This is a genomic window from Acidocella sp. (assembly GCF_036489515.1).
Taxonomy (GTDB): Bacteria; Pseudomonadota; Alphaproteobacteria; order Acetobacterales; family Acetobacteraceae; genus Acidocella.
Map to the genome: position 1 here is coordinate 26,490 of NZ_DASXFO010000003.1, position 22,097 is coordinate 48,586.

Annotated in this window: 19 protein-coding genes; 6 read left to right on the forward strand and 13 right to left on the reverse strand. The window is 60.8% G+C overall.

What is annotated here, in order from left to right; genetic code table 11:
• Positions 1 to 2: 2 nt before the first annotated feature.
• From cynS to VGG47_RS00365, 3 genes are all read right to left on the reverse strand, one after another.
• The gene (gene cynS / locus VGG47_RS00355) at positions 3 to 452 is read right to left on the reverse strand and encodes a cyanase (RefSeq protein ID WP_331534864.1); all 450 of its coding nucleotides are present in this window, start codon (positions 450 to 452) and stop codon (positions 3 to 5) included.
• Between the two features lie 285 nt (positions 453 to 737).
• Positions 738 to 2,168: a catalase gene (locus VGG47_RS00360; protein ID WP_331534882.1), complete on the reverse strand. Its 1,431-nt coding sequence runs from the start codon at positions 2,166 to 2,168 to the stop codon at positions 738 to 740.
• 486 nt (positions 2,169 to 2,654) lie between these two features.
• Entirely contained in the window at positions 2,655 to 3,050 is a 396-nt protein-coding gene (locus VGG47_RS00365; RefSeq protein WP_331534865.1) for a hypothetical protein, read from the reverse strand.
• 113 nt (positions 3,051 to 3,163) lie between these two features.
• Between VGG47_RS00365 and VGG47_RS00370 the strand changes: the two genes are divergently transcribed.
• Positions 3,164 to 3,397 carry a hypothetical protein gene (locus tag VGG47_RS00370; protein ID WP_331534866.1) on the forward strand — a complete coding sequence of 78 codons (234 nt, stop codon included), beginning with the start codon at positions 3,164 to 3,166 and terminating at the stop codon, positions 3,395 to 3,397.
• A 179-nt stretch (positions 3,398 to 3,576) separates the two neighbouring features.
• Here VGG47_RS00370 and VGG47_RS00375 read toward each other — a convergent pair whose 3' ends face one another.
• The 5 genes from VGG47_RS00375 to VGG47_RS00395 form a co-directional block, all read right to left on the reverse strand.
• On the reverse strand, positions 3,577 to 3,909 hold the full coding sequence (locus VGG47_RS00375) for a hypothetical protein (protein ID WP_331534867.1): 333 nt from the start codon (positions 3,907 to 3,909) through the stop codon (positions 3,577 to 3,579).
• Between the two features lie 145 nt (positions 3,910 to 4,054).
• Positions 4,055 to 4,657, reverse strand: a complete 603-nt coding sequence (locus VGG47_RS00380; protein ID WP_331534868.1) for a hypothetical protein — start codon at positions 4,655 to 4,657, stop codon at positions 4,055 to 4,057.
• A gap of 25 nt (positions 4,658 to 4,682) precedes the next feature.
• On the reverse strand, positions 4,683 to 5,417 hold the full coding sequence (locus VGG47_RS00385) for a C39 family peptidase (protein ID WP_331534869.1): 735 nt from the start codon (positions 5,415 to 5,417) through the stop codon (positions 4,683 to 4,685).
• A 15-nt stretch (positions 5,418 to 5,432) separates the two neighbouring features.
• Entirely contained in the window at positions 5,433 to 5,837 is a 405-nt protein-coding gene (locus VGG47_RS00390; RefSeq protein WP_331534870.1) for a hypothetical protein, read from the reverse strand.
• Positions 5,838 to 5,949: 112 nt separating this feature from the next.
• On the reverse strand, positions 5,950 to 6,519 hold the full coding sequence (locus tag VGG47_RS00395; RefSeq protein ID WP_331534871.1) for a hypothetical protein: 570 nt from the start codon (positions 6,517 to 6,519) through the stop codon (positions 5,950 to 5,952).
• Between the two features lie 814 nt (positions 6,520 to 7,333).
• Here VGG47_RS00395 and VGG47_RS00400 point away from each other — a divergent pair.
• A complete protein-coding gene (locus VGG47_RS00400) occupies positions 7,334 to 8,413 on the forward strand; it encodes a sigma-54 interaction domain-containing protein (RefSeq protein ID WP_331534872.1) in 1,080 nt (359 codons plus the stop codon).
• Positions 8,414 to 8,642: 229 nt separating this feature from the next.
• Positions 8,643 to 9,473, forward strand: coding sequence for an AidB family quorum-quenching N-acyl homoserine lactonase (gene aidB / locus VGG47_RS00405; RefSeq protein ID WP_331534873.1), 831 nt, complete (start codon positions 8,643 to 8,645; stop codon positions 9,471 to 9,473).
• Between the two features lie 138 nt (positions 9,474 to 9,611).
• On the opposite strand, the gene VGG47_RS00410 is transcribed toward aidB, so the two are convergent.
• On the reverse strand, positions 9,612 to 11,096 hold the full coding sequence (locus tag VGG47_RS00410) for an ATP-binding protein (RefSeq protein ID WP_331534874.1): 1,485 nt from the start codon (positions 11,094 to 11,096) through the stop codon (positions 9,612 to 9,614).
• A 341-nt stretch (positions 11,097 to 11,437) separates the two neighbouring features.
• On the opposite strand from VGG47_RS00410, the gene fghA reads away from it, so the two are divergent.
• Together fghA and VGG47_RS00420 are read left to right on the forward strand one after the other, a co-directional pair.
• Positions 11,438 to 12,280, forward strand: coding sequence for an S-formylglutathione hydrolase (gene fghA, locus VGG47_RS00415; protein ID WP_331534875.1), 843 nt, complete (start codon positions 11,438 to 11,440; stop codon positions 12,278 to 12,280).
• 300 nt (positions 12,281 to 12,580) lie between these two features.
• The gene (locus VGG47_RS00420) at positions 12,581 to 13,000 is read left to right on the forward strand and encodes a CBS domain-containing protein (protein ID WP_331534876.1); all 420 of its coding nucleotides are present in this window, start codon (positions 12,581 to 12,583) and stop codon (positions 12,998 to 13,000) included.
• Positions 13,001 to 13,166: 166 nt separating this feature from the next.
• On the opposite strand, the gene VGG47_RS00425 is transcribed toward VGG47_RS00420, so the two are convergent.
• From VGG47_RS00425 to VGG47_RS00440, 4 genes are all read right to left on the reverse strand, one after another.
• Positions 13,167 to 13,601, reverse strand: a complete 435-nt coding sequence (locus tag VGG47_RS00425) for a hypothetical protein (RefSeq protein WP_331534877.1) — start codon at positions 13,599 to 13,601, stop codon at positions 13,167 to 13,169.
• A gap of 251 nt (positions 13,602 to 13,852) precedes the next feature.
• Positions 13,853 to 15,262 carry an efflux transporter outer membrane subunit gene (locus tag VGG47_RS00430; protein ID WP_331534878.1) on the reverse strand — a complete coding sequence of 470 codons (1,410 nt, stop codon included), beginning with the start codon at positions 15,260 to 15,262 and terminating at the stop codon, positions 13,853 to 13,855.
• The gene (locus VGG47_RS00435) at positions 15,249 to 16,433 is read right to left on the reverse strand and encodes an efflux RND transporter periplasmic adaptor subunit (RefSeq protein ID WP_331534879.1); all 1,185 of its coding nucleotides are present in this window, start codon (positions 16,431 to 16,433) and stop codon (positions 15,249 to 15,251) included. Before VGG47_RS00435 ends, VGG47_RS00430 begins: the two co-directional genes overlap by 14 nt.
• Positions 16,426 to 19,632 carry an efflux RND transporter permease subunit gene (locus tag VGG47_RS00440; protein ID WP_331534880.1) on the reverse strand — a complete coding sequence of 1,069 codons (3,207 nt, stop codon included), beginning with the start codon at positions 19,630 to 19,632 and terminating at the stop codon, positions 16,426 to 16,428. Before VGG47_RS00440 ends, VGG47_RS00435 begins: the two co-directional genes overlap by 8 nt.
• 675 nt (positions 19,633 to 20,307) lie before the next feature.
• Between VGG47_RS00440 and VGG47_RS00445 the strand changes: the two genes are divergently transcribed.
• Positions 20,308 to 22,038, forward strand: coding sequence for a methyl-accepting chemotaxis protein (locus VGG47_RS00445; RefSeq protein ID WP_408841215.1), 1,731 nt, complete (start codon positions 20,308 to 20,310; stop codon positions 22,036 to 22,038).
• Positions 22,039 to 22,097 lie beyond the last annotated feature (59 nt).

Here is a 22,097-nt window from a genome sequence, read left to right on the forward strand (position 1 = left end):
TATCAGTACCGGCGATAAGGCAGGAACTTGCCGCTCATGGTGATCTTCACGCGGTCACCCTTCTGGTCCGGCTGGCGCTCCAGAGTCATGTCGAAATCGATGGCGCTCATGATGCCGTCGCCGAATTCCTCCTGGATCATTTCCTTCCAGGTGGTGCCGTAGACGGAGATCAACTCGTAGAACCGGTAGATCAGCGGGTCGGTCGGCACCGCGGTCGGCAGCGAACCGCGATATGGCGCTTCGGCGAGAAGCGCCGCCTCTTCGGCGTTCAGCCCGAATAAAGCAGCGGCCTTGTCGGCGGTTTCCGGCGTCATCGACATCTGGCCGAGACACGCGGCGCAGGTCCAGACCGGGGAATAGCCGAGCCGCTCCGCGACCTGATTCCAGTTCAGCCCCTTCTCACGCTTGAGCCTGAGGATCTTTTTGCCGAGAGCGGTTTTTTCGTCGTTCACTTCGATATGTCCTTCTCGATCGGATCGAATGTCGTTGCTCGCTCAAACAAATAGAGCAGGTTCCGTGCACAAAGGCGAACGGAACCTGCTCTATTTAGCGACAAGGAAGACTTCTTTTTGTGAACAAAAAGAAGCAAAAAAACTTTATTTATGCTGGGCCATGGGCGTTGTCAGTGACAACGCCCATGGCCCAGCGAAGAAGAAGTTTTTGCGCCGCTTTTTTCAAAAAGCGGCTGCTTGTCTATGCCCGCCCAGGAGAGAGAGAGCTCCCGGGCGGGCTTCTGCTTACTCGGCCTTCAGGCCAGCCGCCTTGGCGACGCCAGCGCCGTAGGCGGGGTCCGCCTTGGTGCAGTTGGCGATGTGGCGCAGCTTCACCTCGACACGGGCGTCGCCCATGGCGCGCGCGGTGTTCTCGAACAGCACCTGCTGCTGTGCCGGCGTCATCTTCCGGAACAGGTTGCCGGGCTGCTCGAAGTGATCCTCTTCGAGGCGATGATCGTAGTGCGCGGCTTCGCCTTCGATCGGCAGCGGCGGTTCGGTGGCCGCCGGGTTGTTGTCGATCCAGGTGTCCTTGCTGTTCGGCCAGTAGCTGACCTTGGCGCCCAGATTGCCATCGGTGCGCATCGCGCCATCGCGGTGATAGCTCTGGAATGGGCACTTCGGCGCGTTGACCGGGATGTGGTTGAAGTTCACGCCCAGACGGTAGCGCTGCGCGTCACCATAGGAGAACAGGCGTGCCTGCAGCATGCGGTCAGGCGAGAAGCCGATGCCCGGGACGACGTTCGCCGGCGAGAATGCAGCTTGCTCGACCTCGGCGAAGTAGTTCTCCGGCCAGCGGTTCAGCTCGAGCACGCCCGCTTCGATCAGCGGGAACTCGGCCTTCGGCCAGACCTTGGTGAGATCGAACGGGTTGTGCTTGTGCGTGCGGGCCTGCTCTTCGGTCATCACCTGGATGGACATCGTCCAGCGCGGGAATTCCTTGCGCTCGATCGCCTCGAGCAGATCGCGGCCATGGGTCTCACGATCCTTGCCAACGTCCGCGGCGGATTCCGCATCGGTGTAATTCTGGATGCCCTGCTGGGTCTTGAAGTGGAACTTCACCCAGACGCGCTCGTTGGCCGCATTGATCATCGAGAAGGTATGGCTGCCGAACATGTTCATGTTGCGGAAGGTCTTCGGGATGCCGCGGTCGGACATGACGATGGTCACCTGGTGCAGCGCCTCGGGCAGCAGCGTCCAGAAGTCCCAGTTGTTGTCGGCCGAGCGCAGACCGGTGCGCGGGTCGCGCTTGACAACGTGGTTGAGGTCCGGGAAGCGCATCGGGTCGCGGAAGAAGAACACCGGCGTGTTGTTGCCGACGATGTCCCAGTTGCCTTCCTCGGTGTAGAACTTGATCGCGGCGCCACGGATGTCGCGCTCGGCGTCAGCCGCGCCGCGCTCGCCGGCGACGGTCGAGAAGCGGACGAACATATCGGTCTTCTTGCCGACCTCGGAGAAGACCTTCGCCTTGGTGTATTTGGTGACGTCCTTGGTGACGGTGAAGGTGCCGTAAGCGCCCCAGCCCTTGGCGTGCATGCGGCGCTCGGGGATCACTTCACGACCGAAGTGCGCGAGCTTCTCCATCAGCCAGATGTCCTGCAACAGGACCGGGCCGCGCGCTCCCGCCGTCATCGTGTTCAGATTGTCCGCTACCGGCGCCCCGGTCGCATGGGTCATGCCTTTGGATTCAGCCACCGCTTTTCTCCGTTTAATTCAAACCTGCGCTCATCACGACTACCGTGACACTCGCGCCTCTATCATTGGCTACCCCCGACTACCCGCGATTTATAGGCAAAGAAAATACAATCGCTGGATGGCATAAATAGGTAATACCTATGACTCGGCGCAATCGAGAGGCGCCAGCTTCGTTGGTGGCGGGACGCCGCGCGCCAAGGTCACCGCGATGCGGCAAAGGGCGGACACAGTAAGACAGACGTCACGAAAGTTTGAACCGTAGGGAGGGCAATCAGGCCGCATCCCAGAAAAAGGGAAGCGGCCGCTTTTTGGAAAAAGCGGGGCAAAAACTTTTATTCCGCTCGGGTATGGGCGTTGTCAGCGACAACGCCCATACCCGAGCATATAAAGTTTTTTTTGCTACTTTTTGTTCACAAAAAGTAGCCTTTCCTTTCTTGCGGCTGTTGCACCAGGCGTTCTGCCGCGTGATCAGAGATTCAAGCGAATCGGCACCTCTATGATGATCTTGGCCACGGGATTGTTCGGACCGACGCCGATCCCCGCACCGATATTGACGGCGATGTTCCGCGCGACCTGCAACCCAACCCCGAAATTGAACGTCCCGAAATCATACGAGGAGCCGCCGAGCCCCGCGCCGTCCTCGGTCGTTTGCCAGACATGTTCCTGCTGATAGCTGAATGTCATCGAGGTCTTGTCATTCAGGGCGAAGCCGATCCCGAAGGTGAGCGAGAGAAAGTTGCCGGGGTCAATGGTCGCCGGCGACGGCGCCCCGCCCGCACGATTCGCGATCTCGACATCGCGGGAGAAATTGACGCCGTAGAGGATGTTCGCAAACAACACGCCCGGTGATGTCGGGATGAGCATCGTGACGTTCGGCTCGAGCGAATAGAAGCCTGTGCCGGTCGGCAGCTGGCCCTGAGCTTCGAAAGCTCGGCGTCCAACAGGTTCTGCTGGTCGTTAAGGCGCAGGCTCTGCAAGTGGAGCTGCTGCTCCAGGACATGAATTTGCTGCTGCTCCTGGAGGATCTCGGCGCGGACTTTTGCCGCGTCCTGCGGCGTGAGCAGGTCAGGCTGCGTCGTGGTCTGCGCATGGACTGGCGCCGCCAACCCGGCGCAGCAAATCGCGCCGACGACGACACGTTGCGCCAGGATCTGCCGTTTTTCCCCCCTTCCGCCACAACCGCGCACGAAAGTCAGCCCAGCAACCGATGAACGGATGTGACGCATTATTATTGTCTCCTCAGACGTGGACGGACCAAACAGCCACCGTGCGGAACGACTGCAATCGCCACGCTGACCTATTATGATTTGTTTATCGCAGAGATAATACGTTACGCAACAAAAATGACTTCAACTTGTTGTTTTAATCATATGTTGCGAACTCGATCCCATTATGAAGTCCCGCCAATTTGCACGGCAACGGGAGCATTTCCGAGCATTTGTGGTCGCGGTTCACTGAACTCGTCCCAGAGCTGCACTTGGGGCTGCGGCGCTGGCAACTGCACGCCACCGCCCGGCGTGAACCCGCGCGCCTTTTCGTTCTCCAGCGCCCCGTTGGGAAGTTGCAGCGCCCCCGCGAGCCAGGGCGTGGCCTCACCCTGCGTGCCGGGTTGCCCGGCACGCGCCACCGCTGCCGGCAGAGCGGCGCCCACCAACAGGAAAGCACAGACGAGTGCCGCGGTCATGACCCTTCGCTGCCCTACCGCCCCGGCATTGCCTGTCATTCGCCTGTCCTTATCTCTCTCTATCTCTCTCTATCTCTCTCCCGTCAGAGCCCGCAACTTTATCCGTTCGAATGAGTCGATCCGATGTTGCTCTCGGACTCTCACTCCCGCCCGCACGCGGCGCCATTTGTTTGCGCGTCTCCTGTCAGGGCAACCTGACGCCGAGCGTTCCCGCGCTCAGCACGCGGTTCGCCACCTCCGCGGCGGCGGCAGCCGCGGCCAAGCCGGACACGGAGATGCTCATCTGCGATACCTGCTCGATGTCTTGGTTATTGACTGAATTACTGATCGAATTGACAATGCCGCCGCTGCTCAGCGTCGTCTGGATCGCGGTCGCCCCCGCGTTGGTCATGGTTGTGACCGTGATCGGAATGTTGGCCGCTGTGCCGCCAACCGGCAGCGACAACGCCTTTGTCTGATCGACATAGACGGGGATCTGGGTGAGGTTCGCGGTCAGCGCAGTGTCCGGCACGATGACGCTCTGGATCACCGCGCCGTTCACGCTGGTCTCCTGCTGAAACCCGAAGCTGAAGGAGATGCCGTTCGGCAGCGAGAAGCCCCCACGGATCTTCCCAAGCTGCGCGTCGGTCAAGCTGTACTGGGCGAACCCGGCTGACGCGAGAAGCCCCACCGGGTCGGCCGCCACGCTCTGCCCCCACGCGCCCCCGGGCCAAGCCGCCACCGTGAGGAGCCAGACCGACGCCACAAGGCCAGGCGTTCTGTGGCGCGACAATGTCTGTGCGTACATGCTGCCCTCGTTTCAGACGATCGTTTCAGAAGACCGTCGAATTCCCGGCACCGGTCTGGCGCAAGGTCGATAGATCCACCATGAAGCGCGCGAGCCCCAAGGGCGCTGACGGCGCGTTCGTCCAATTGCGTTCCTGATCGAAGCTCGCTTGCGCTTCCGTGACGTGATCGAGGATCACAAAGAAGATCCCGCTCCATTGCTGCGCGAAGGCGGCGCGCGAAACGCTCCTGATGCCGACCGCCTGATCGGCCAGCAGCACGCGGCCGTCCCGGATGCCGGTCACCACGACGAAATGGCGGTAGCCGGCCACGTTGATCAGGACGATCGCCGGCAGCCGCACCGAGGCGAGGGTCGAAAGCGGCGCCCGAAAGCCCCCGGAGGCGAGCCCTTGGCGCTGCAGATAGAGTTTTATGTCGAGCAGTGAAAAGCCCGACTGCTCGATCGCCGCCTTGTCGCCATGCTGGACCATGCTGCGAAACACCACCATCTCGGTGATCGGCATGTTGTAGCTATAGGTGAGGAGTGTGGCCAACGCCGCGGAGCCACAGGAATAATCGAACTCCTGCGGAACCACCGCGCTGAAGCGGCGCGCCTGGAAGCTTTGCACCGGCAGTTGCGGCGAGATGCCGGGCAACCCGGCAACCGGACCGCTGATCTGCAACTCCGAGGCATCGGCCGGCGCCCCGACCCACAGCCCGACCGGCGCGCTCGCCACCATCAGGCCGACCATCCGCCGCGACAGGTTCTTTCCGACCTTCATCTCCACCCCACGCTTTTATTGTGCGTTGATAAAAATCGCCGTGCTGCTGTTCATCATCACATTATTGCCTGTGTTTGACAATATATTTGTAAATCCCGAATTGGCTTCGATGGTGTTGCTCGCGACACTTCCGGTCACCGAAAGACCCGAAACAGAGCCGCTCAAGGTGCCCGAACTCGACGAGGTGACGTTGAGCTGGTTGTTGGTCGTGTTCATGGAATCCGTGATGGTGACGTTCCCTTCGCCGCGGATCTTGGCGAGGTCGCCGAGCGAAAGCTGACGTCCCGACAACACCGCCCACACGCCCGGCGTCCCCGCCTCACCCAAGTTCGGATTGCCGGCCCACGCGAGACCATGCGTTCCACAAATTGCCGACATCGCAACAATCGCGAAGATGCCGCCCAACTTTGCGTTCCCCATAGGCTTTCTCCTTGCGTCCAGAGCTCGTTCCAAAATTGCGCGCGTCATGGGTCGACTGCACCACCTGGTTTGATCCGAGCGGTGCAGCCCCCACGGCTGGAGAAAGTTTCAGCTAATGCCCGGTCGAGGAGCCGGCGGCATTGAACCCAACGGCCGACACCGCCATGTTCTGCTGCAGGATACCGGTGTTGGAGGCGCTCGTAACGATACCGATATTGCCGTTCACCTCGTTGCCGTCGACCCTCGAGCCGAAATATGCCCCGCCGAACGGCGCGGCAGACCCGGCATTGGTGCCATAACTGTCGAGGCTGCCGCCGGCACGCGCGGACGACAGCGTGCTGCTCACATCGACATGGTTGTCGGAGTTGACATTAAAAAGTGAGCCGTTGGTCACAGCGTTGTCGTTGAGACCAAGCGCCGTTGACGCATTGGTCCGATTATCGCTGTCCTTCAAAACGCTCGTATCGCCGACGCTGCCGCCGTTACTTGCAAGCGTATTGCCGGCGTTGCTGCCATTGGTCGCCGCGTTCGAAGTGCTACCGTCCAAGGCGACGGACACCGGAACGTTGCTGACGCCGACCGCCAAGCCATCGCCGTTGCTCGTCGTGTTCGTCGACTGCGCCTGCGCGAGGCCGATGCCGAGGGCGAGAAGCGCTGAGGAGGCGAGAAGAAGCTTATGCATAAAACGATCCTTTCCGTTGTTCTGTTTCGTGTCTGGCAACCTCGGCCATGCGACGGCAGGGACCGAGGCGTCAGGGTTGAGAGCGCGGCGCAACCGGTTTTCTTGCCGGCACCTCTGCCGCCGCAAGGAATAGAGCAAACGCCATGCCAATCTTTTGATTTCAATATCGTTATAAAATGGCTTTGATTTCTAAACGATTAACGACGCGACAAATAAAAATATGAAGAACGGATGTGTAACGTGTCCTGTTACCTTTACATCACGTTATCGGATTGCCATTCCGGTCAGCATCTGCTGCACCTCTCACGAGACCGTGACATCCGTTCCGGAAGAGCACGTCCTTGTCTGCACGATCCGGATCGACAAAAATTTCAAGCGGCTCCGGTCGCCACATCAGGCCGGCAATCGGACCTTCCATTCCGCGAACCGCCGCTCTCCGGTGCGGGCCACTTCACAATCCCGTCATCACCCCGCCGCGAAACGCGCGCCCCCGCATAGGCCCGATACACGCTTAAATTGTCCTGCCTATACCCGGAGGAACATGAATATTTTGTTTTTCTGCCAGTTGCTCGACGCGCCTATGGCACAGAAAAACTTTCCCGCCCTTAAAAGAGCTGAACAGCTCTCAGCCGTGATGAAATAGCAACTTGCGCCGCGCGACATAATTACGTTACGACCGTAAACAACAAATGGAGCGCGCTACAGTCGCGTCATTCGTTTTGTTAGTTAACAGTTCCTGCGTTGCAGGTTTGATTTTTCTTCAATCAACTGAATCAAGAATTTTGTCGGCTTTGTGGGGGCGGAGATTATTTCAATGAGTCGCTGGGAGACGGAAGGCATCGGTCTCAAGGCCCGCGCCGAGGACAACCGATCAGACGTGGACGCCCCGCTTGCCCCCGGCGCACTGACGGGCGCGCGCCAATATATGGTGGGGAACAGCCCGGCGATGTGTCGGGTTTTCGCGATGATCCGCCGCGTGGCGCGTACCGGGGCGCCCGTCCTGATCACCGGCGAAAGCGGCACGGGCAAGGAACTGGCGGCGCAGGCGATCCACGATCATTCGATCCGGCGCCAGGGGCCGTTCATTCCCGTCAATTGCGCGGCTCTGCCGGCAGATCTGATCGCCTCTGAGCTCTTCGGTTACGAAAAGGGCGCCTTCACCGGCGCGACCGCGCGCAAGCATGGCCTCATCGAAGCAGCCAACGGCGGCACGCTGTTTCTCGACGAAATCGGCGACTTCAACATCAATGTTCAGGCCTATCTGTTACGTTTCCTGCAGGAATCGACCATCGTTCGCATCGGCGGGCATACTCCGATCCCGGTCGATGTCCGCATCGTCTCCGCGACCCATGTCGACCTCGCCCAGGCCCTGGCCGCGCAACGCTTTCGCGAAGATCTTTTCTATCGGCTCAACGTCCTCACGCTTCATATGCCGGCTCTGCGCGAGCGGGACGACGACATCCAGGTGCTCGCGATGTTCTTTCTGCACCGAATCGCCGCGGAATTCGGCCGCGAGGTGAAAGGCTTCGACCCGGACGCGCTCGCCGCGATGGCCCTGCATCCCTGGCCCGGGAATGTGCGTGAGCTGATTGCCTCGGTGCGGCGTGCCGTCGTGGTCGGCAACGGCCCCTGGATCTCGGCCGCAGAGCTCGCGCTGACCCCGCGCCCCGCGATGTCACGCGCGCCGCAAAGCCCCCGGCTTGCGCCCGGCTCCGCGGAGGAGCGCCAAGCGCTGCTGGCAGCCCTCGAGCGCCATCACCACATCATCTCCCGTGTGGCGGCGGCATTTGGCGTCTCGCGCGTCACGCTGTACCGCATGCTCGAGCGTCATCATCTGTGCGCCCAGGATCTGCGCGCCAAAAATGCCGCGCCGGTCCTGGATGCGATCCATTAGAAAAAGCAGCCGCTTTTTGAAAAAAGCGGCGCAAAAATTTTTTGTGATGCTGGGTCATGGGCGTCGCCACCGACAACGCCCATGACCCAGGTTAGCAAAGTTTTTTTGCTACTTTTTGTTCACAAAAAGTAGCCTTCCTTTTGCTTCTCAGAACGGTCTCAGCGGGACGCCTTTCCTGGCCAGGTCACGTCCGTATAAGATGCCACGACCAACGCAGGAGACCTATCCCATGATGCACACCGGACACCGTTTCGGCCAGTACGACATCGTCCCTCTGCTCGACGGCGTCTTCGAGGCGCCGGCTGACGTCCTGATCCATGCCGCTGGAGATGAAGCGCGCCGCCGCCTGATCGAAAAACGCGGCGGGAAGGGAATCAGGGTCGACGTCAACTGCTTTGTCCTACGCGGCCCGGACGGGATTACCCTCATCGACGCGGGTGCCGCCGACGCGTTCGGCCCGGCACTCGGCAAGGCCCGCGCGGCGCTGCAGGAAGCAGGCATCCGGCCCGAGCAGATCGACCGCGTGCTGCTCACGCACATCCACGGCGATCATGCCCTCGGCCTGTTCGACGGCACCGCCCCCTGGCTGCCGCGCGCCGAGATCCTCGTCCCGGAGGTGGATCTCGCCTTCTTCACGGACCCGGCGGCCCGCTCGGCACAGCCGGAGGGCAAACGCGGCCCGTTCGATATCGCCGCCAATCTGGTCCGCGCCTATGCGGGTCGGCTGCGTCCCTTTCCGAACGGTCAGGTGCCGGGAATGCCCGGCATCGAGGCGCTGCCGCTGCCCGGGCACACGCCCGGCCATACCGGCTATCTCTTGCGGGGCGCCGAGGACAGCCTGCTGATCTGGGCCGATACGCTGCACCTTCAGGACGAGCAGACGGCCGACCCCGACATTGGGCTGATCTTTGACACGGACCCGACGACGGCACTGCGCACGCGACGCGCTTTGCTGGAACAGGTGGCCCAAGAGGGCTGGCTGGTCGCCGGCAGCCACATCACCGGGTTCGGCCGCGTGCGGCGCGCCGGGGCTGCGTTCAGCTTCGTCACGGAAGGTTAGAGGAAAGTGGCCGCTTTTTGAAAAAAGCGGCGCAAAAACTTTTGACTCCGCTGGGCCATGGGCGTTGTCCCCGACAACGCCCATGGCCCAGATTAACAAAGTTTTTTTGCTACTTTTTGTTCACAAAAAGTAGCCTTTCTATCCTTCCTCGGCGTTAGGATCGCCCGGCGCCGTCGCCCAGGCCAGTTCCACCAGCGTCACAATCCGCCGTCCGCCGCCGTCCAGCTGGCACACGATCAGCCCCTGCTCCTCGATATAAGTCAGCACGCGCCGCGCGCGGCCCAAGGACCGGGTGCCATAAGCGCGGGCGATCGCCGCATCGCCCGGGCAGGGCAGCCCCTCCCGCGCGGCGCCGGCGAGCATCATGAAGATGCCCTGCATATCCTCGGGCAGGATCGCGGCGCGGGAAGCGACATCCTGCCACACATCATCCTCCATCTCGGCGCTGACGCCGGCGCGCGCGCGGGTCAGCATGCGCCGGAAGGCACCGAGGTCCGGCGCCCCGGCGCCCAACCCCTCGATCCGGCAGCGGACCAGGAAATCCTGATAGAGCACGCCGATGGCGCGGAACCCGGCCTCGGGGTCGGCCAGGATCGCGCTTAAAATGCGGTCCAGCCGCGCGCGCCGTTCCGCCAGTTTCTCGGGACTCGGCGGCGCCTCCGTTGCTTCGGCGCGGCTTTCCACGGCGGCGGGTGCGGCGGCCATCAGCTGGTTCAGCAGATCGGGCGGAGGGGGCGGCGGGCGGCGCAGGGGCCGGGCGGCCTCAGGTGGCGGGGCAGCCAGGATCACGGCGTGCGCATCCTCCAGCATCGCCTCCGGCAGCGGCATGAGCCGTGGCGTCGTCGTGGGCGGCTCCGTCTCCGTCGCGCCGATGCGTAAGCCCAGGGGGCGGCGCGAAAGGGCGGGGCCCAGCGCCATGAAATGCCCGCGCTCCAGGTCCCGGAATGCTTCCGCCTGCCGCCGCTCCATGCCCAGAAGGTCGGCGGCGCGCGCCATGTCGATATCCAGGAAGGTGCGGCCCATGAGGAAGTTGGAGGCCTCGGCCGCGACATTCTTGGCGAGCTTGGCCAGGCGCTGGGTCGCGATCACCCCCGCTAGCCCGCGCTTGCGGCCACGGCACATCAGGTTCGTCATGGCGCCCAGGGATAGCTTGCGCGCCTCGTCCGACACCTCCCCGCCGGCCGCCGGCGCAAAAAGCTGCGCCTCATCCACCACCACCAGCATCGGGTACCAATGATCGCGGTCAACCTCGAAAAGCCCCCCCAGGAAGGCGGCGGCGCGGCGCATCTGGTTTTCGGCGTCGAGCCCTTCGAGATTAAGCACGGCGGAGACGCGATGAATGCGCGCCCGCTCGCCCGCCAGCTGCAGGCCCTGCTCGGTATGGGCCTCGGCATCGATCACCAGGTGGCCGAAGCGCCCGGCCAGCGTCACGAAGTCGCCTTCGGGGTCGATGATCGCCTGCTGCACCCAGGGGGCGCTCTGTTCCAGCAGCCGGCGCAGCAGATGGGACTTGCCAGAGCCCGAATTGCCCTGAACCAACAGGCGGGTGGCCAGCAGCTCCTCAAGGTCAAGCGTCGCCGCGGCGCCTGCCGTCGTGTGTCCCATCCCGATCGCAATCGTCATATCTCGAACTCAAAGCCCCCTTGCGCGGAGGGGCTTATCAACCTGACCGCAGCCCGTCGAGCAGTCTCCGCCCCGCCGCTTGGCAAAAGAGAGGAAAGCGGCCGCTTTTTAAAAAAAGCGGCGCAAAAACTTTATTTATGCTGGGCCATGGGCGTTGTCGCCGACAACGCCCATGGCCCAGCATAAATAAAGTTTTTTTGCTACTTTTTGTTCACAAAAAGTAGCCTTTCCTTCGCTCTGACCAAGCGATTGGCAATAGCGGTCGCGACACTATATTCGGGCGAGATCGTCACCCGCCCTGCTGCTGCGATGGTGTGATCAAATCGAGAGGGTTTCTACAGATGGCAATCGAAATCAGATCCGAGCAGCTTTGCTTCGGCGGCGTCCAGGGCTTCTACAGCCACGCCTCGGTCGAAACCGGCACGGAGATGCGTTTTTCCGTCTTCGTGCCGCCCCAGGCCAAAACGGCGCCGGTGCCGGCGCTCTATTATCTGGCCGGGCTGACCTGCACCGAGGAGACCTTTGTCATCAAAGCGGGCGCCCAGCGTATGGCTGCGGCACTCGGCCTGATGCTGGTGACCTGCGATACGAGTCCGCGCGGACTGAACCTGCCGGGCGAGGACGATCATTGGGATTTCGGCAGCGGTGCCGGATTCTATCTCGACGCCACGGCCGCGCCCTGGTCGGCGCATTATCGCATGGGCAGCTACGTCGCCGCGGAGCTGCCCGCCCTCATCGAGGTGCATTTTCCCGCTGCCCCCGATCGGCGCGGCATCTTCGGCCATTCCATGGGCGGCCATGGCGCGCTGGTGACGGCCCTCAAGAACCCGGACCGCTACAAATCCGCGTCGGCCTTCGCGCCGATTGCCAATCCCGTTTCCGTGCCATGGGGCCAGAAGGCGTTCTCGAATTATCTGGGACCCGACCGGAGCGCGTGGGAAAACTATGATTCGAGCCTGCTGCTGCGCCACCGCCCCCTGCCCTACGCCATCCTGGTGGATCAAGGCGACAAGGACCAGTTCCTGAAAGAGCAGCTCCACCCGCAGGCCCTGGAGGAAGCGGCCTCAGCCTCCGGCCAGGAGCTCGTCCTGCGCCGCCACCAGGGCTACGACCATTCCTACTATTTCATCCAGACCTTCATCGAAGACCACCTCCGCTGGCACGCAGCGCGGCTGATTGGGTAACGGCCAGGCTAAAAGGAGCGAAAGTTTTTGCGCCGCTTTTTCCAAAAAGCGGCCGCTTCCTTTCTCTGAAAGCCCGCGAACCCATGCTGGCCTCGGCTCACCAAACATGGTACTGATTTTGCCCTGAGGCTTTTGGACAGAAAGCTTTCCAGCGCCTCAGTCCCTGCATCCAAATAAACCGGCCCTTATGCCCATGGGTAACCGCAGGTTGACATCACGAGCCTTTCGTTGCCCCGGCGGTTGGTTGCCCCATGGTTGCGCCACACATCGGAGGAAAGAACCATGTTTGTTCGGGAAGTGATGACTGCACACGCAGAATGGATCGCGCCGACACTGTCTGTCGCCGAGGCCGCACGGAAGATGCGTGACCACAAGATCGGCTGCCTGCCCGTTGGCGAGAATGATCGCCTGGTCGGCATGCTGACCGACCGCGATATCGTCTGCCGTGCCGTCGCGGACGGCGCCGATCCGGCGACGACCAAAGCGGCGGATGTCATGACCAAAGGCATCACATACTGTTTCGAGGATGACACGGTTGATACCGCCATCGACCAGCTGGAGGCCAAACAGATCCATCATATCCCCGTTCTGAGCCGGGAGAAGAAGCGCATGATCGGCATCCTGGCGCTCTCAGATCTTGCCTTGCGTGGCCCGCAGAATTTACTGACGCGCGTGTCGCAACTCGCATCGCGCGATTCGCAGACCAGCGCGACACATTAAGGCCGACTCTCGGAGAAAAGAAAGTAGCCGCTTTTAAGAAAAGCGGCGCAAAAATTTTTACTATGCTGGGCCGTAGGCGTTGTCAGCGACAACGCCTACGGCCCAGCATAGTAAAGTTTTTTTGCTTCTTTTTGTTCACAAAAAAAAGCCTTCCTTTTCGCTTGGCTTACTGCGCGGGCGTCCAGGCGAGCGGTGTGGCGCCTGGGCGGGCGGCTCTCCAATTGCCTTTCACGCCCTGGCCCGTGACGTCACCCGGTTTGACGTCCTTGCTCCAGGTGTAAAGCGGGTAACCCTCATAGGTGAGCTGTTCCGTACCATCCTTCCGGGTCGTGGTCCCCCAGGGGACGCTGGGCACAAAACCGGTCGGGGCGGCCACCGGCGGCCATAATGTCGCACAGCCGGCAGTGCAGATGGAAACCTGCGTTTGCGGATTGTCCCTCTTGAACTCGTAGATCGTCATGCCACCGGTGGTGGCATAGACGGTGCCAATTTTGGTCTGCGCCGTCTTGATGTTGGCCGGCGGCGTCGCCGCAAGCGCCAAGCCGGCGGAAAACATGACGCCGATACTGGAGAGCACGATGGTTAGCTTGGAAGAAGTCATGGGTCGATCCTCATTGGGTTGACGCAACACAGTATAGTCCTTTGCTGGCACAGAATAAATGCACGATCGCCCGCCCGAGGCCAGGCGCTCTTAAAAAGGAGGAAGCGGCCGCTTTTTGAAAAAAGCGGCGCAAAAACTTTTGTTAATCTGAGCTATGGGCGTTGTCCCTGACAACGCCCATAGCTCAGATTAACAAAAGTTTTTTTGCTTCTTTTTGTTCACAAAAAGAAGTCTTCCTTCATCTCGAGCTCCTACGTTTGCCAGCCGCCCCCCAAGGCCCTGACGAGATCGACGCTGCTGACAAGGCGCCTTGTGGTGATCATCAATGCGGTACGCTGCGCGCCAAGATCCGCCGTTTGCGCTGTTACCACGTTAAGATAAGTGACCGCCCCTTGAGTATATAAAGCGAGCGAGAGAGTCTCCGTATGATCCGCCGCGGTGACGGCCGCGTTCTGTTGCGACGCTTCCACGGCAAGATCGTTGCAAAGCGCCAGCTGGTCCTCCACTTGCTCAAACGCCGTCAGGACGGTCGCACGGTAGGTCTCGCTCGCCTGGTCGAAATTATCGATCGCGATCTTTACCGCCGCCCTGCGGCGTCCACCGTCAAAGACGGTCAGCGCCAGCGAGGGGCCCAACGCCCAGAAGCTGTTCGAGAGGTTAAACAGATTAACCCCGCCGCCATCATCCTCAAAGCCGCCAGCGGCATCAATGCTCACGGTCGGGAAAAACGCCGCCTTGGCGACACCGATCTGGGCATTTGCTTCAGCGGCGCGCCGCTCCGCGGCGGCGATATCGGGACGCCTCTCAAGCAACACCGAGGGCGCCGTCACCGGGATCACCGGAGGGCCAGGCAATGCCGGATTGACCGGCATCGAAAATAACGGGGCCGGCACGCCGACAAGACTGGCGATCTCATTCTGAAAAAGGGCCCGCGCAGCGATCACGTCCGTTAATTGCGCCTTCGCCGTGTCATACTGGGTTTGTGCCTGGCCCACATCCAGGCCGGATACGATACCGCCGCTGTGCTGCACCTGTGTCAGCTGCAAAGCCCGGGCATATGCCGCGACCGTCTTTGTCAGCAGATCCTCCTGAGCATCCAGTCCGCGAAGATTGAAATAGGCCGCGGCGAGCGTCGCCTCGAGGCTGAGCTGGATCGAAGCGGTGTCATCTTTGGTCGCCTGCGCTTCATCTTTGCCGGCACGCACAGAGTTTCTAACACTCCCCCAAAGGTCGAGTTCGTACGAGAAGGATCCCGCCAAGAAATCATCTTCATAGACATCAGGCCCACCGACGCGAAGCGGCCTGTGGGCAGACTGACGGATCTGACTAGCACCGCCGGCAACACCAATTTCCGGATACTCCGCCGCCGCCGCCTGGGTCACGAATTGCTGCGCCTGGTCATAGCGCGACAATGCGATCGCGAGCGTTGGATTCCTGGCATCAACTTCTGTCTCAAGCTGATCCAAGGCAGGATCATTATAAATGAGCCACCAATCTCCTCGTGACTGAACATCGGCCGGACTGGCTGGCGTCCATGGCCCCATATTCGTGTAGGCGACAGGCGTCGTCAGCGACGGCGGCACATAGTTCGGGGCCAGTGAGCAACCCGCGAGCAGCGCCAAAAGTGGCGTCGATCCCCATCTGATTTTAGCTGCCAGCATTGCCACTCGACGCATTGGAAGACTTCAATTTCACAGCCTGCACGACATCCCCCGCCTCAAGCGTATCCGGGGGATTATCAATGACCCAGTCGTCTGGGTCGATGCCGTTCTCAATCTCGACGGTGGCGCCAAAATTCCGCCCGAGAGAGACAGGGCGTATCATGACGTGATTGCCCGGCCCCAAGACCGCGACCTCCATGCCGGCATCACGGAACAGCAACGCACTGGCCGGCACCGTAATCGCGCGATCGTTTTGTGAGAGGGCGATGTGAACCTGGGCGTAGTCACCCGGCCGCAGAAATCCACCCGTGTTAGTCATCTGAAATTGAACCAGCAGCGTACCGCTGTTCGTCGCAATGGCATCTGCCGTCGACGTCAAGACCGCGTGAAAGATTTTCTGAGGATATTGAGGAACCGTAAAACTCGCCTGCATGCCAGATTTCACATCGGCCGTGTAGGACTGCGGCACATTCACATAGATGCGTAACCGCTCCTCATCATCGACCGTAAACAAAGGCGTCTGATTCGGAGTCCCAACGGAAATCAGAGCGCCAATATCGGTCGAGCGGCTCGTCACAACACCATCGAAAGGGGCGACGATCTTCTTAAAGACTTCCATCGCCTGCAGGCGTTGCACATTGGCCTTTGCCGCCGCAACCTCAGCGATCCTGGCCTGCCAATCGCTGTTACGATTATCCGCATCTTGCTGCGAGACCGCGTCCTGGGCCAGCAGAGCATTCCATCGCTTCGCGGTCACAGCCGCGAGGCGCTCGTTGGCCACCGCCACTTGCAAATCAGCCTGCGCCTGAAGCAATTGCTGGTCGAGATCCGGCGTGCTGATGTCTGCAAGAAGTTGTCCTGCTTTGACCCTCGTGCCGATATCGGCGTCCCAGTTCTGCAGATAACCGCTGACCTGGGCATAGATTGGCGCCTCGTAAAAGGCGCGTATATCGCCGGGAAGCACCAGGACACGTTGGCCGCTCAGCGCCGGCTGGACAATATTCACGGTCGGCACGGCTTCCGCCGTCGCCACGGCGACGAGGCGTTGACTCGCGCGCGACCGGTCCCACAAACCGAAAGCGATGACGCAGATCGCTAACAGTAAAACCAAAACGCCGAAAAGCTTAAGCCGTTTCGGCGGCGTATAGCGCAGAGCGTCTGGCTCAGGCATGAGAACCTCCGGTGGTCTCTTCCTTAGATGTCTTGACATGGCGATCGCCCGATCGGCCGTGCACGATGCTGAATACGACGGGCACAAACAACAAGGTCGCACAAGTGGCAAAAATCAGGCCACCAATCACGGCGCGCCCGAGCGGCGCGTTCTGTTCGCCCCCCTCCCCCAACCCCAACGCCATTGGCGACATGCCAATAATCATCGCCAGCGCGGTCATGAGGACCGGACGAAAACGCGTAACACCGGCCTCGACGGCCGCAACCGCTGCGCTGCTTCCCGCCGCCAGACGCTCCCGGGCGAAACTCACCACCAGGATCGAATTTGCTGTGGCCACGCCCATACACATGATCGCACCGGTCAGAGCCGGCACGGACAGCGTGGTGTGCGTGACAAAGAGCATCCAGACGATGCCTGCCAACGCCGCCGGTAATGCCGTGATGATCACGAACGGATCGAGCCAGGACTGAAAATTCACGACAATCAGAAGATAGATCATCACGATCGCGCCGAGCAGTCCCAACAGAAGCCCGGTAAAGGCGGTGTGCATCGTGGCCACCTGCCCGCGAATGATGACCTGAGATCCCCTGGGCACGTCTTTTGCGGCCTTGTTCACCAAGGCCTGCACGTCCGCTGCCACGCCACCGAGATCTCGGCCCTGGGTCGTGGCAAAAATGTCGATCACCGGCTGCACATTATAATGGCTCACCACGGCATCGGATTGCGTGCGACTGACCTGCGCCACGCCGCCAAGCACCTGAGGAACCCCGGTCTGCCTCGCGCCGGTGATCGGTACATTCTCGAGGTCAGATAGACTATCGACCCGATATTCGGGTGTCTGCACGGCGATCGGGTATTCCACACCGTTCGCCTGGTTCAGCCAATAGGCCGGCGCCGTCTGCGACGTCCCGGCAAGGGCTGTGGCGACGCTGCTCGTCACGTCGAGCTCGGTCAGACCGAATTCATCAATCCGCGACCTGTTAACATCAACATTCAGCTGCGGATTATCAGATGACTGCTGGATACGCACATCCGCAATGCCAGGCACCTGGCGCATCTGCCGCAACAGCGCGACCGCATAAGCCTGATTTGCCGCCATCTTCTGGCCGATAATTTGCACATCCAGCGGCGCGGGCGAGCCAAAATTCAGGATCTGGCTGACAATATCAGCCGGTAAGAAGGAAAAGGTCGTGCCTGGAAAAGCGACCGGCAAACGCTGCCGCAATTGCCTGACATAGCCGGCCGTCGGATGATGATTCTGCTTGAGGCTGACAAAAATATCGCCGTCCTGGTAACCAATCTGGCCAGAATTGTTATAGATCATGTTGATCGAGCTGTTCGGCAAACCGATGTTATCGACGATCGAATCAAGCTCCGACGGGGGAATGACCTGGCGAATCTTCTGTTCAACCTGACCAAACAGAGTCGACGCATCTTCGATGCGCATGCCGATCGGGGGGCGGACATGAATGGCGATTTGCCCGGAATCAACGGAGGGGAAGAAGTTTTCCCCCAAAAACGGCGCCAGTCCCAGTGAACCGAAGGCGACCAACAGGAAGCCGGGAATAAATATTTTTCGATGTGCCAGCGCCATCGCCAGCAGGTTACGATAATTCTCCCGGAATCGTTCGAACCTCCGGTCAAACCCATTCCTGAACCGCGCAAAAATAGTCCAAGACCCCTGGGTTTTTACGTCGCTCCCTTCATGCGCCTTGTCATGCGGCTTGAGTAGATACATCGCCAAGGTCGGGACCAGGGTGCGCGACAAGCAGAACGAGGCGATCATGGCGAAAACCACGGCCTCCGCCATCGGCGCAAACAAAAACCCCGCCACGCCCTTCAGCATGAACATCGGCACAAACACAATGCAGATGCAAAGCAACGATACGAAAGCGGGCGTCACGATCTGCTGGGCGCCATCCAGGATCGCGGTCTTGACGTCCTTGCCGTGCTCGAGATGCCAGTTGATATTTTCGATGGTGACCGTGCCATCGTCCACCAGAATACCCACCGCCAAGGCAAGACCGCCCAGCGTCATGATATTCAATGTCTGCCCGATCGCGGAAAGTGCTGCCACGGAACAGAGAACCGATAGTGGAATTGAGGTGGCGATGATCAGCGTCGAGCGCCAGCTGCCCAGAAACACCAGGATCATCAGGCTGGTCAGGGCCGCGGCGATAACACCTTCACGAATGACACCCGACACAGCTGCTTTGACGAAAATCGACTGATCATTGATGGTGCCTATGTTGAAGCCGGCCGGCATCATCGCCCGAACGGATGGCATCAGGTCCTTGACGCCCTGCACGACGGCGAGGGTGGATCCCGATCCCGTCTTCAGGATCGACGTCAGGACGGCTGCTTGACCGTTGACATGCACGATATTCGTCTGCGGCGGCGCGCCATACCGCACATTAGCCACATCCCGCACATAGATGGTTGCGCCATCGATCGTCTTGATCGGCAGGTTGTTGAGCGCCTGGATGGTCGAGGCAGCGTCATTCAGGTTAACGGTATACTGAAATGAGCCAATCTTGACGCTACCTGCCGGCAAAATCTGGTTTTGATCGGTGATGGCAGTCTGCACATCCTGGGCCGACAACCCCCGCGCCTGCAGCGCCTGCGGGTTAAGATCGACCTGCACCTGGGGTATTTGGCCGCCGTAGGCAAAGGGAATGGCGGTCCCCGCGACCGTGCTGAACACCGGGCGCATGAAATTTTGCGTCAGGTCGAAGAGCTGCTGCTGGTTGAGCGTCTTGCTTGACGTCACCACCTGGAGCACGGGCACGGTCGAGGCGTCGTAGTTCAGGATCAGCGGCGGGGTAGTTCCCGGCGGCACTTGGCGCAGGATCGTCTGCGAGATCGACGTTACCTGGGCGGTTGCGGTGCGAATATCGACGTTCGGTTGAAAATAGATCTTTACGATGCCCATGCCAAGCACGGATGTGCTTTCTATGTGCTGAACATCGTTCACCGTGGTGGAAATCGAGCGCTCATACGGCGTGATGATTCTCGCCGCCATCTGATCCGGCGACAGATTGGTGTAGGTCCAGGCGACGCCGATCACCGGCACCCGTATGCTGGGAAAGATGTCGGTGGGTGTGGTGAGTGCTGCCAACGGCCCCAGGATGAGGATAACAATCGCCAGGACAATAAATGTATAGGGGCGCGCAAGCGCGATACGAACCAGCCAAGTCACAGAGACGCGCTCCGGCAGGGTTCGCGCGCACCGACGGCGGCACCAAGAAATACAGTCAGTTTAACTCGACACAAACATTTATGACGCACGATGGCCGCGCTGCACCAGTTACAAATTTCCCTTGATTTTCAATTCGTTACGTTTTCTCTACAGAGGTTTTCAGGCATCACAGTCCTCAAGTTCTTTAAGCTTTCCGCGCCACTATCATAAATAGGACCGGACTGTCACCTCGGAATCATTTCCCCGGCTCATTTGTTACATATCGTTTTTTTGTGCGCCTCGTCAGGCCGTTTGTTACGACGACGCGGAAACCATCCGTTATTCGACCTGTCAAATTTGTCTCACGGGAGGTGTGGGGCGGGGGTGGCACTCAGTGCGTCAATCATACGGCAGTGCCGACCGGCGTCGCCGCACATCATGCTTCAGCCCCTGGCAATACCAAGCCAACCAAGCGGCTTTGAGATGCAGCGTGGCTTTCGTTTACAATCCCATATGACCGGTGTTGGCGTCAAGCGGGCCCAGGCCTCAACGCGGTTTCAAACCTATGCGACACGCAATTCCAAGTTGCGCCGCATATTTGTGACGCTTGTGCTGCTTTCATAAATTCGAATAATCTGCTTCCTAATAGCGAGGTGGAAACTTCACATGTGGCTATTGATCATAATGGCGGGCGTTGTGGCTGCGGCCCTCGTCACCTGGGCGTTGCGGACACAGGTGAACCGCTGGCGCCGCCTGTGCCGCGAGCTTGACGGCATCGTCCATGCCGCCCGCCGAAATCAGGCCGACATGGCGACGCAAAACGGACTGGAGCAAAACCTCGCCATGCTGCGCGGCGCCCTGTTTGGCTTCGGGCGGCCACGACGCCAGGGAACAAATTTGTACTTTGGGAACCACCTGATCAATGGCAACACCGCCATCGTTGATCGCGTCCAAGCCGAGCTGGGCGGCGTCGCCACCATTTTTCTCGGCGATCTGCGCATCGCCACGAACGTCAGGCGCCCCGATGGTAACCGCGCACTCGGCTCCCAGCTTACCCCGGGACCTGCCTATGACAGGGTTCTGGGCCAGGGCCTTTCCTTCCGCGGCAAGACGACGATTCAAGGGGAACGATATATCGCACTCTACGAGCCTATTTTAGAGCAGGACAAAGTCATTGGCATCATCTTTGCCGGCGTTAAGGAAACGGAGGCAGGCGCCGTCCTCGCAGCACCGGCCGGCCTGCGGAACAGCATCGATGCATTGCGCGACGTCGTCCGGGCGCAGGAGGACGCCGCCGAACAGGCTATGAGTGCGCGCCAGGAAAATGAGGACCAGCGCCGCAGGATCGAAGCGGAGCAGGCCGCCGCCGCCGCGCAGCGGCAATTCGTGGTGGACTCGGTGGCGGCCGGGCTGGAAAAACTCTCCGGCGGCGACCTGCTGTTCCGTCTGACCGAGACGTTCTCCAGCGAGTATGAAAAATTGCGCGGCGATTTCAACGCGGCGATGGCCAAGCTGCAGGAGACGATGCAGGCGATTGCCACCAACGCGCAAGGCGTGCAGATGGGCGCCGGCGAGATCACCCAGGCCTCGGACGATCTGTCACGGCGGAGCGAGCAGCAGGCGGCGAGCCTGGAAGAGACGGCGGCGGCGCTGGACCAGATCACCGCCACGGTGCGGCGCACCGCGGAAGTGGCGAACGAGGCGCGGAATCTGGTGTCAACCTCAAAAACGGATGCGGAGCATTCCGGCGATGTGGTACGCCAGACGGTGGGGGCGATGGACCGGATCGAGACCTCATCCAAGCAGATCGGCAACATCATCGGCGTGATCAACGAGATCGCCTTCCAGACCAATCTGCTGGCGCTCAATGCCGGGGTCGAGGCCGCCCGCGCCGGCGATGCCGGGCGCGGCTTCGCGGTGGTAGCGACCGAGGTGCGCGCTCTGGCGCAGCGCTCGGCGGATGCCGCCAAGGAGATCAAGACGCTGATTTCGGCCTCCGGCACGCAGGTCGCCACCGGCGTGAAGCTGGTCGGCGAAACCGGCATCGCTCTGGGGCGGATCGTCGAGCAGGTCGAGCAGTTGAACGGGCTGGTGCGCGATATCGCGGGCTCCGCGCAGGAACAGGCGACCGGCTTGGCCGAGGTGAATTCGGCGGTCAACCAGATGGACCAGGTGACGCAGCAAAACGCCGCGATGGTGGAGCAGTCCACCGCCGCGAGCCACAGCCTGGCAAGCGAGGCCGAAGCCTTGGGACAGCTGGTCGGGCAATTCCAGATCGGCGGTCAGGCAAGCACGCCCTATGCCGCAGCACAGGTTCGCAAGGCAGCGCCGGCCGCCCGCAAGCCGGCACACGCGCCGGTCGGTAAATTCGTGCCGGTGGCGCGCCCGGTCCAGGTCGGCGCGGCGGAAGACTGGGATGAGTTCTAAAAGCTGCCCTTTAACGAAAGTTCGTGACGCATGATGGAATTATTTGAAGACGCGCCAGG

Bases quoted from the DNA above. Each gene is read 5' to 3' on its own strand.
- VGG47_RS00360 (WP_331534882.1), bottom strand. From the start codon at position 2,168: ATGACCCATGCGACCGGGGCGCCGGTAGCGGACAATCTGAACACGATG.
- VGG47_RS00365 (WP_331534865.1), bottom strand. From the start codon at position 3,050: ATGCTCATCCCGACATCACCGGGCGTGTTGTTTGCGAACATCCTCTAC.
- VGG47_RS00375 (WP_331534867.1), bottom strand. From the start codon at position 3,909: ATGACAGGCAATGCCGGGGCGGTAGGGCAGCGAAGGGTCATGACCGCG.
- VGG47_RS00380 (WP_331534868.1), bottom strand. From the start codon at position 4,657: ATGTACGCACAGACATTGTCGCGCCACAGAACGCCTGGCCTTGTGGCG.
- VGG47_RS00385 (WP_331534869.1), bottom strand. From the start codon at position 5,417: ATGAAGGTCGGAAAGAACCTGTCGCGGCGGATGGTCGGCCTGATGGTG.
- VGG47_RS00390 (WP_331534870.1), bottom strand. From the start codon at position 5,837: ATGGGGAACGCAAAGTTGGGCGGCATCTTCGCGATTGTTGCGATGTCG.
- VGG47_RS00395 (WP_331534871.1), bottom strand. From the start codon at position 6,519: ATGCATAAGCTTCTTCTCGCCTCCTCAGCGCTTCTCGCCCTCGGCATC.
- VGG47_RS00400 (WP_331534872.1), top strand. From the start codon at position 7,334: ATGAGTCGCTGGGAGACGGAAGGCATCGGTCTCAAGGCCCGCGCCGAG.
- aidB (WP_331534873.1), top strand. From the start codon at position 8,643: ATGATGCACACCGGACACCGTTTCGGCCAGTACGACATCGTCCCTCTG.
- VGG47_RS00410 (WP_331534874.1), bottom strand. From the start codon at position 11,096: ATGACGATTGCGATCGGGATGGGACACACGACGGCAGGCGCCGCGGCG.
- fghA (WP_331534875.1), top strand. From the start codon at position 11,438: ATGGCAATCGAAATCAGATCCGAGCAGCTTTGCTTCGGCGGCGTCCAG.
- VGG47_RS00420 (WP_331534876.1), top strand. From the start codon at position 12,581: ATGACTGCACACGCAGAATGGATCGCGCCGACACTGTCTGTCGCCGAG.
- VGG47_RS00425 (WP_331534877.1), bottom strand. From the start codon at position 13,601: ATGACTTCTTCCAAGCTAACCATCGTGCTCTCCAGTATCGGCGTCATG.
- VGG47_RS00430 (WP_331534878.1), bottom strand. From the start codon at position 15,262: ATGCTGGCAGCTAAAATCAGATGGGGATCGACGCCACTTTTGGCGCTG.
- VGG47_RS00435 (WP_331534879.1), bottom strand. From the start codon at position 16,433: ATGCCTGAGCCAGACGCTCTGCGCTATACGCCGCCGAAACGGCTTAAG.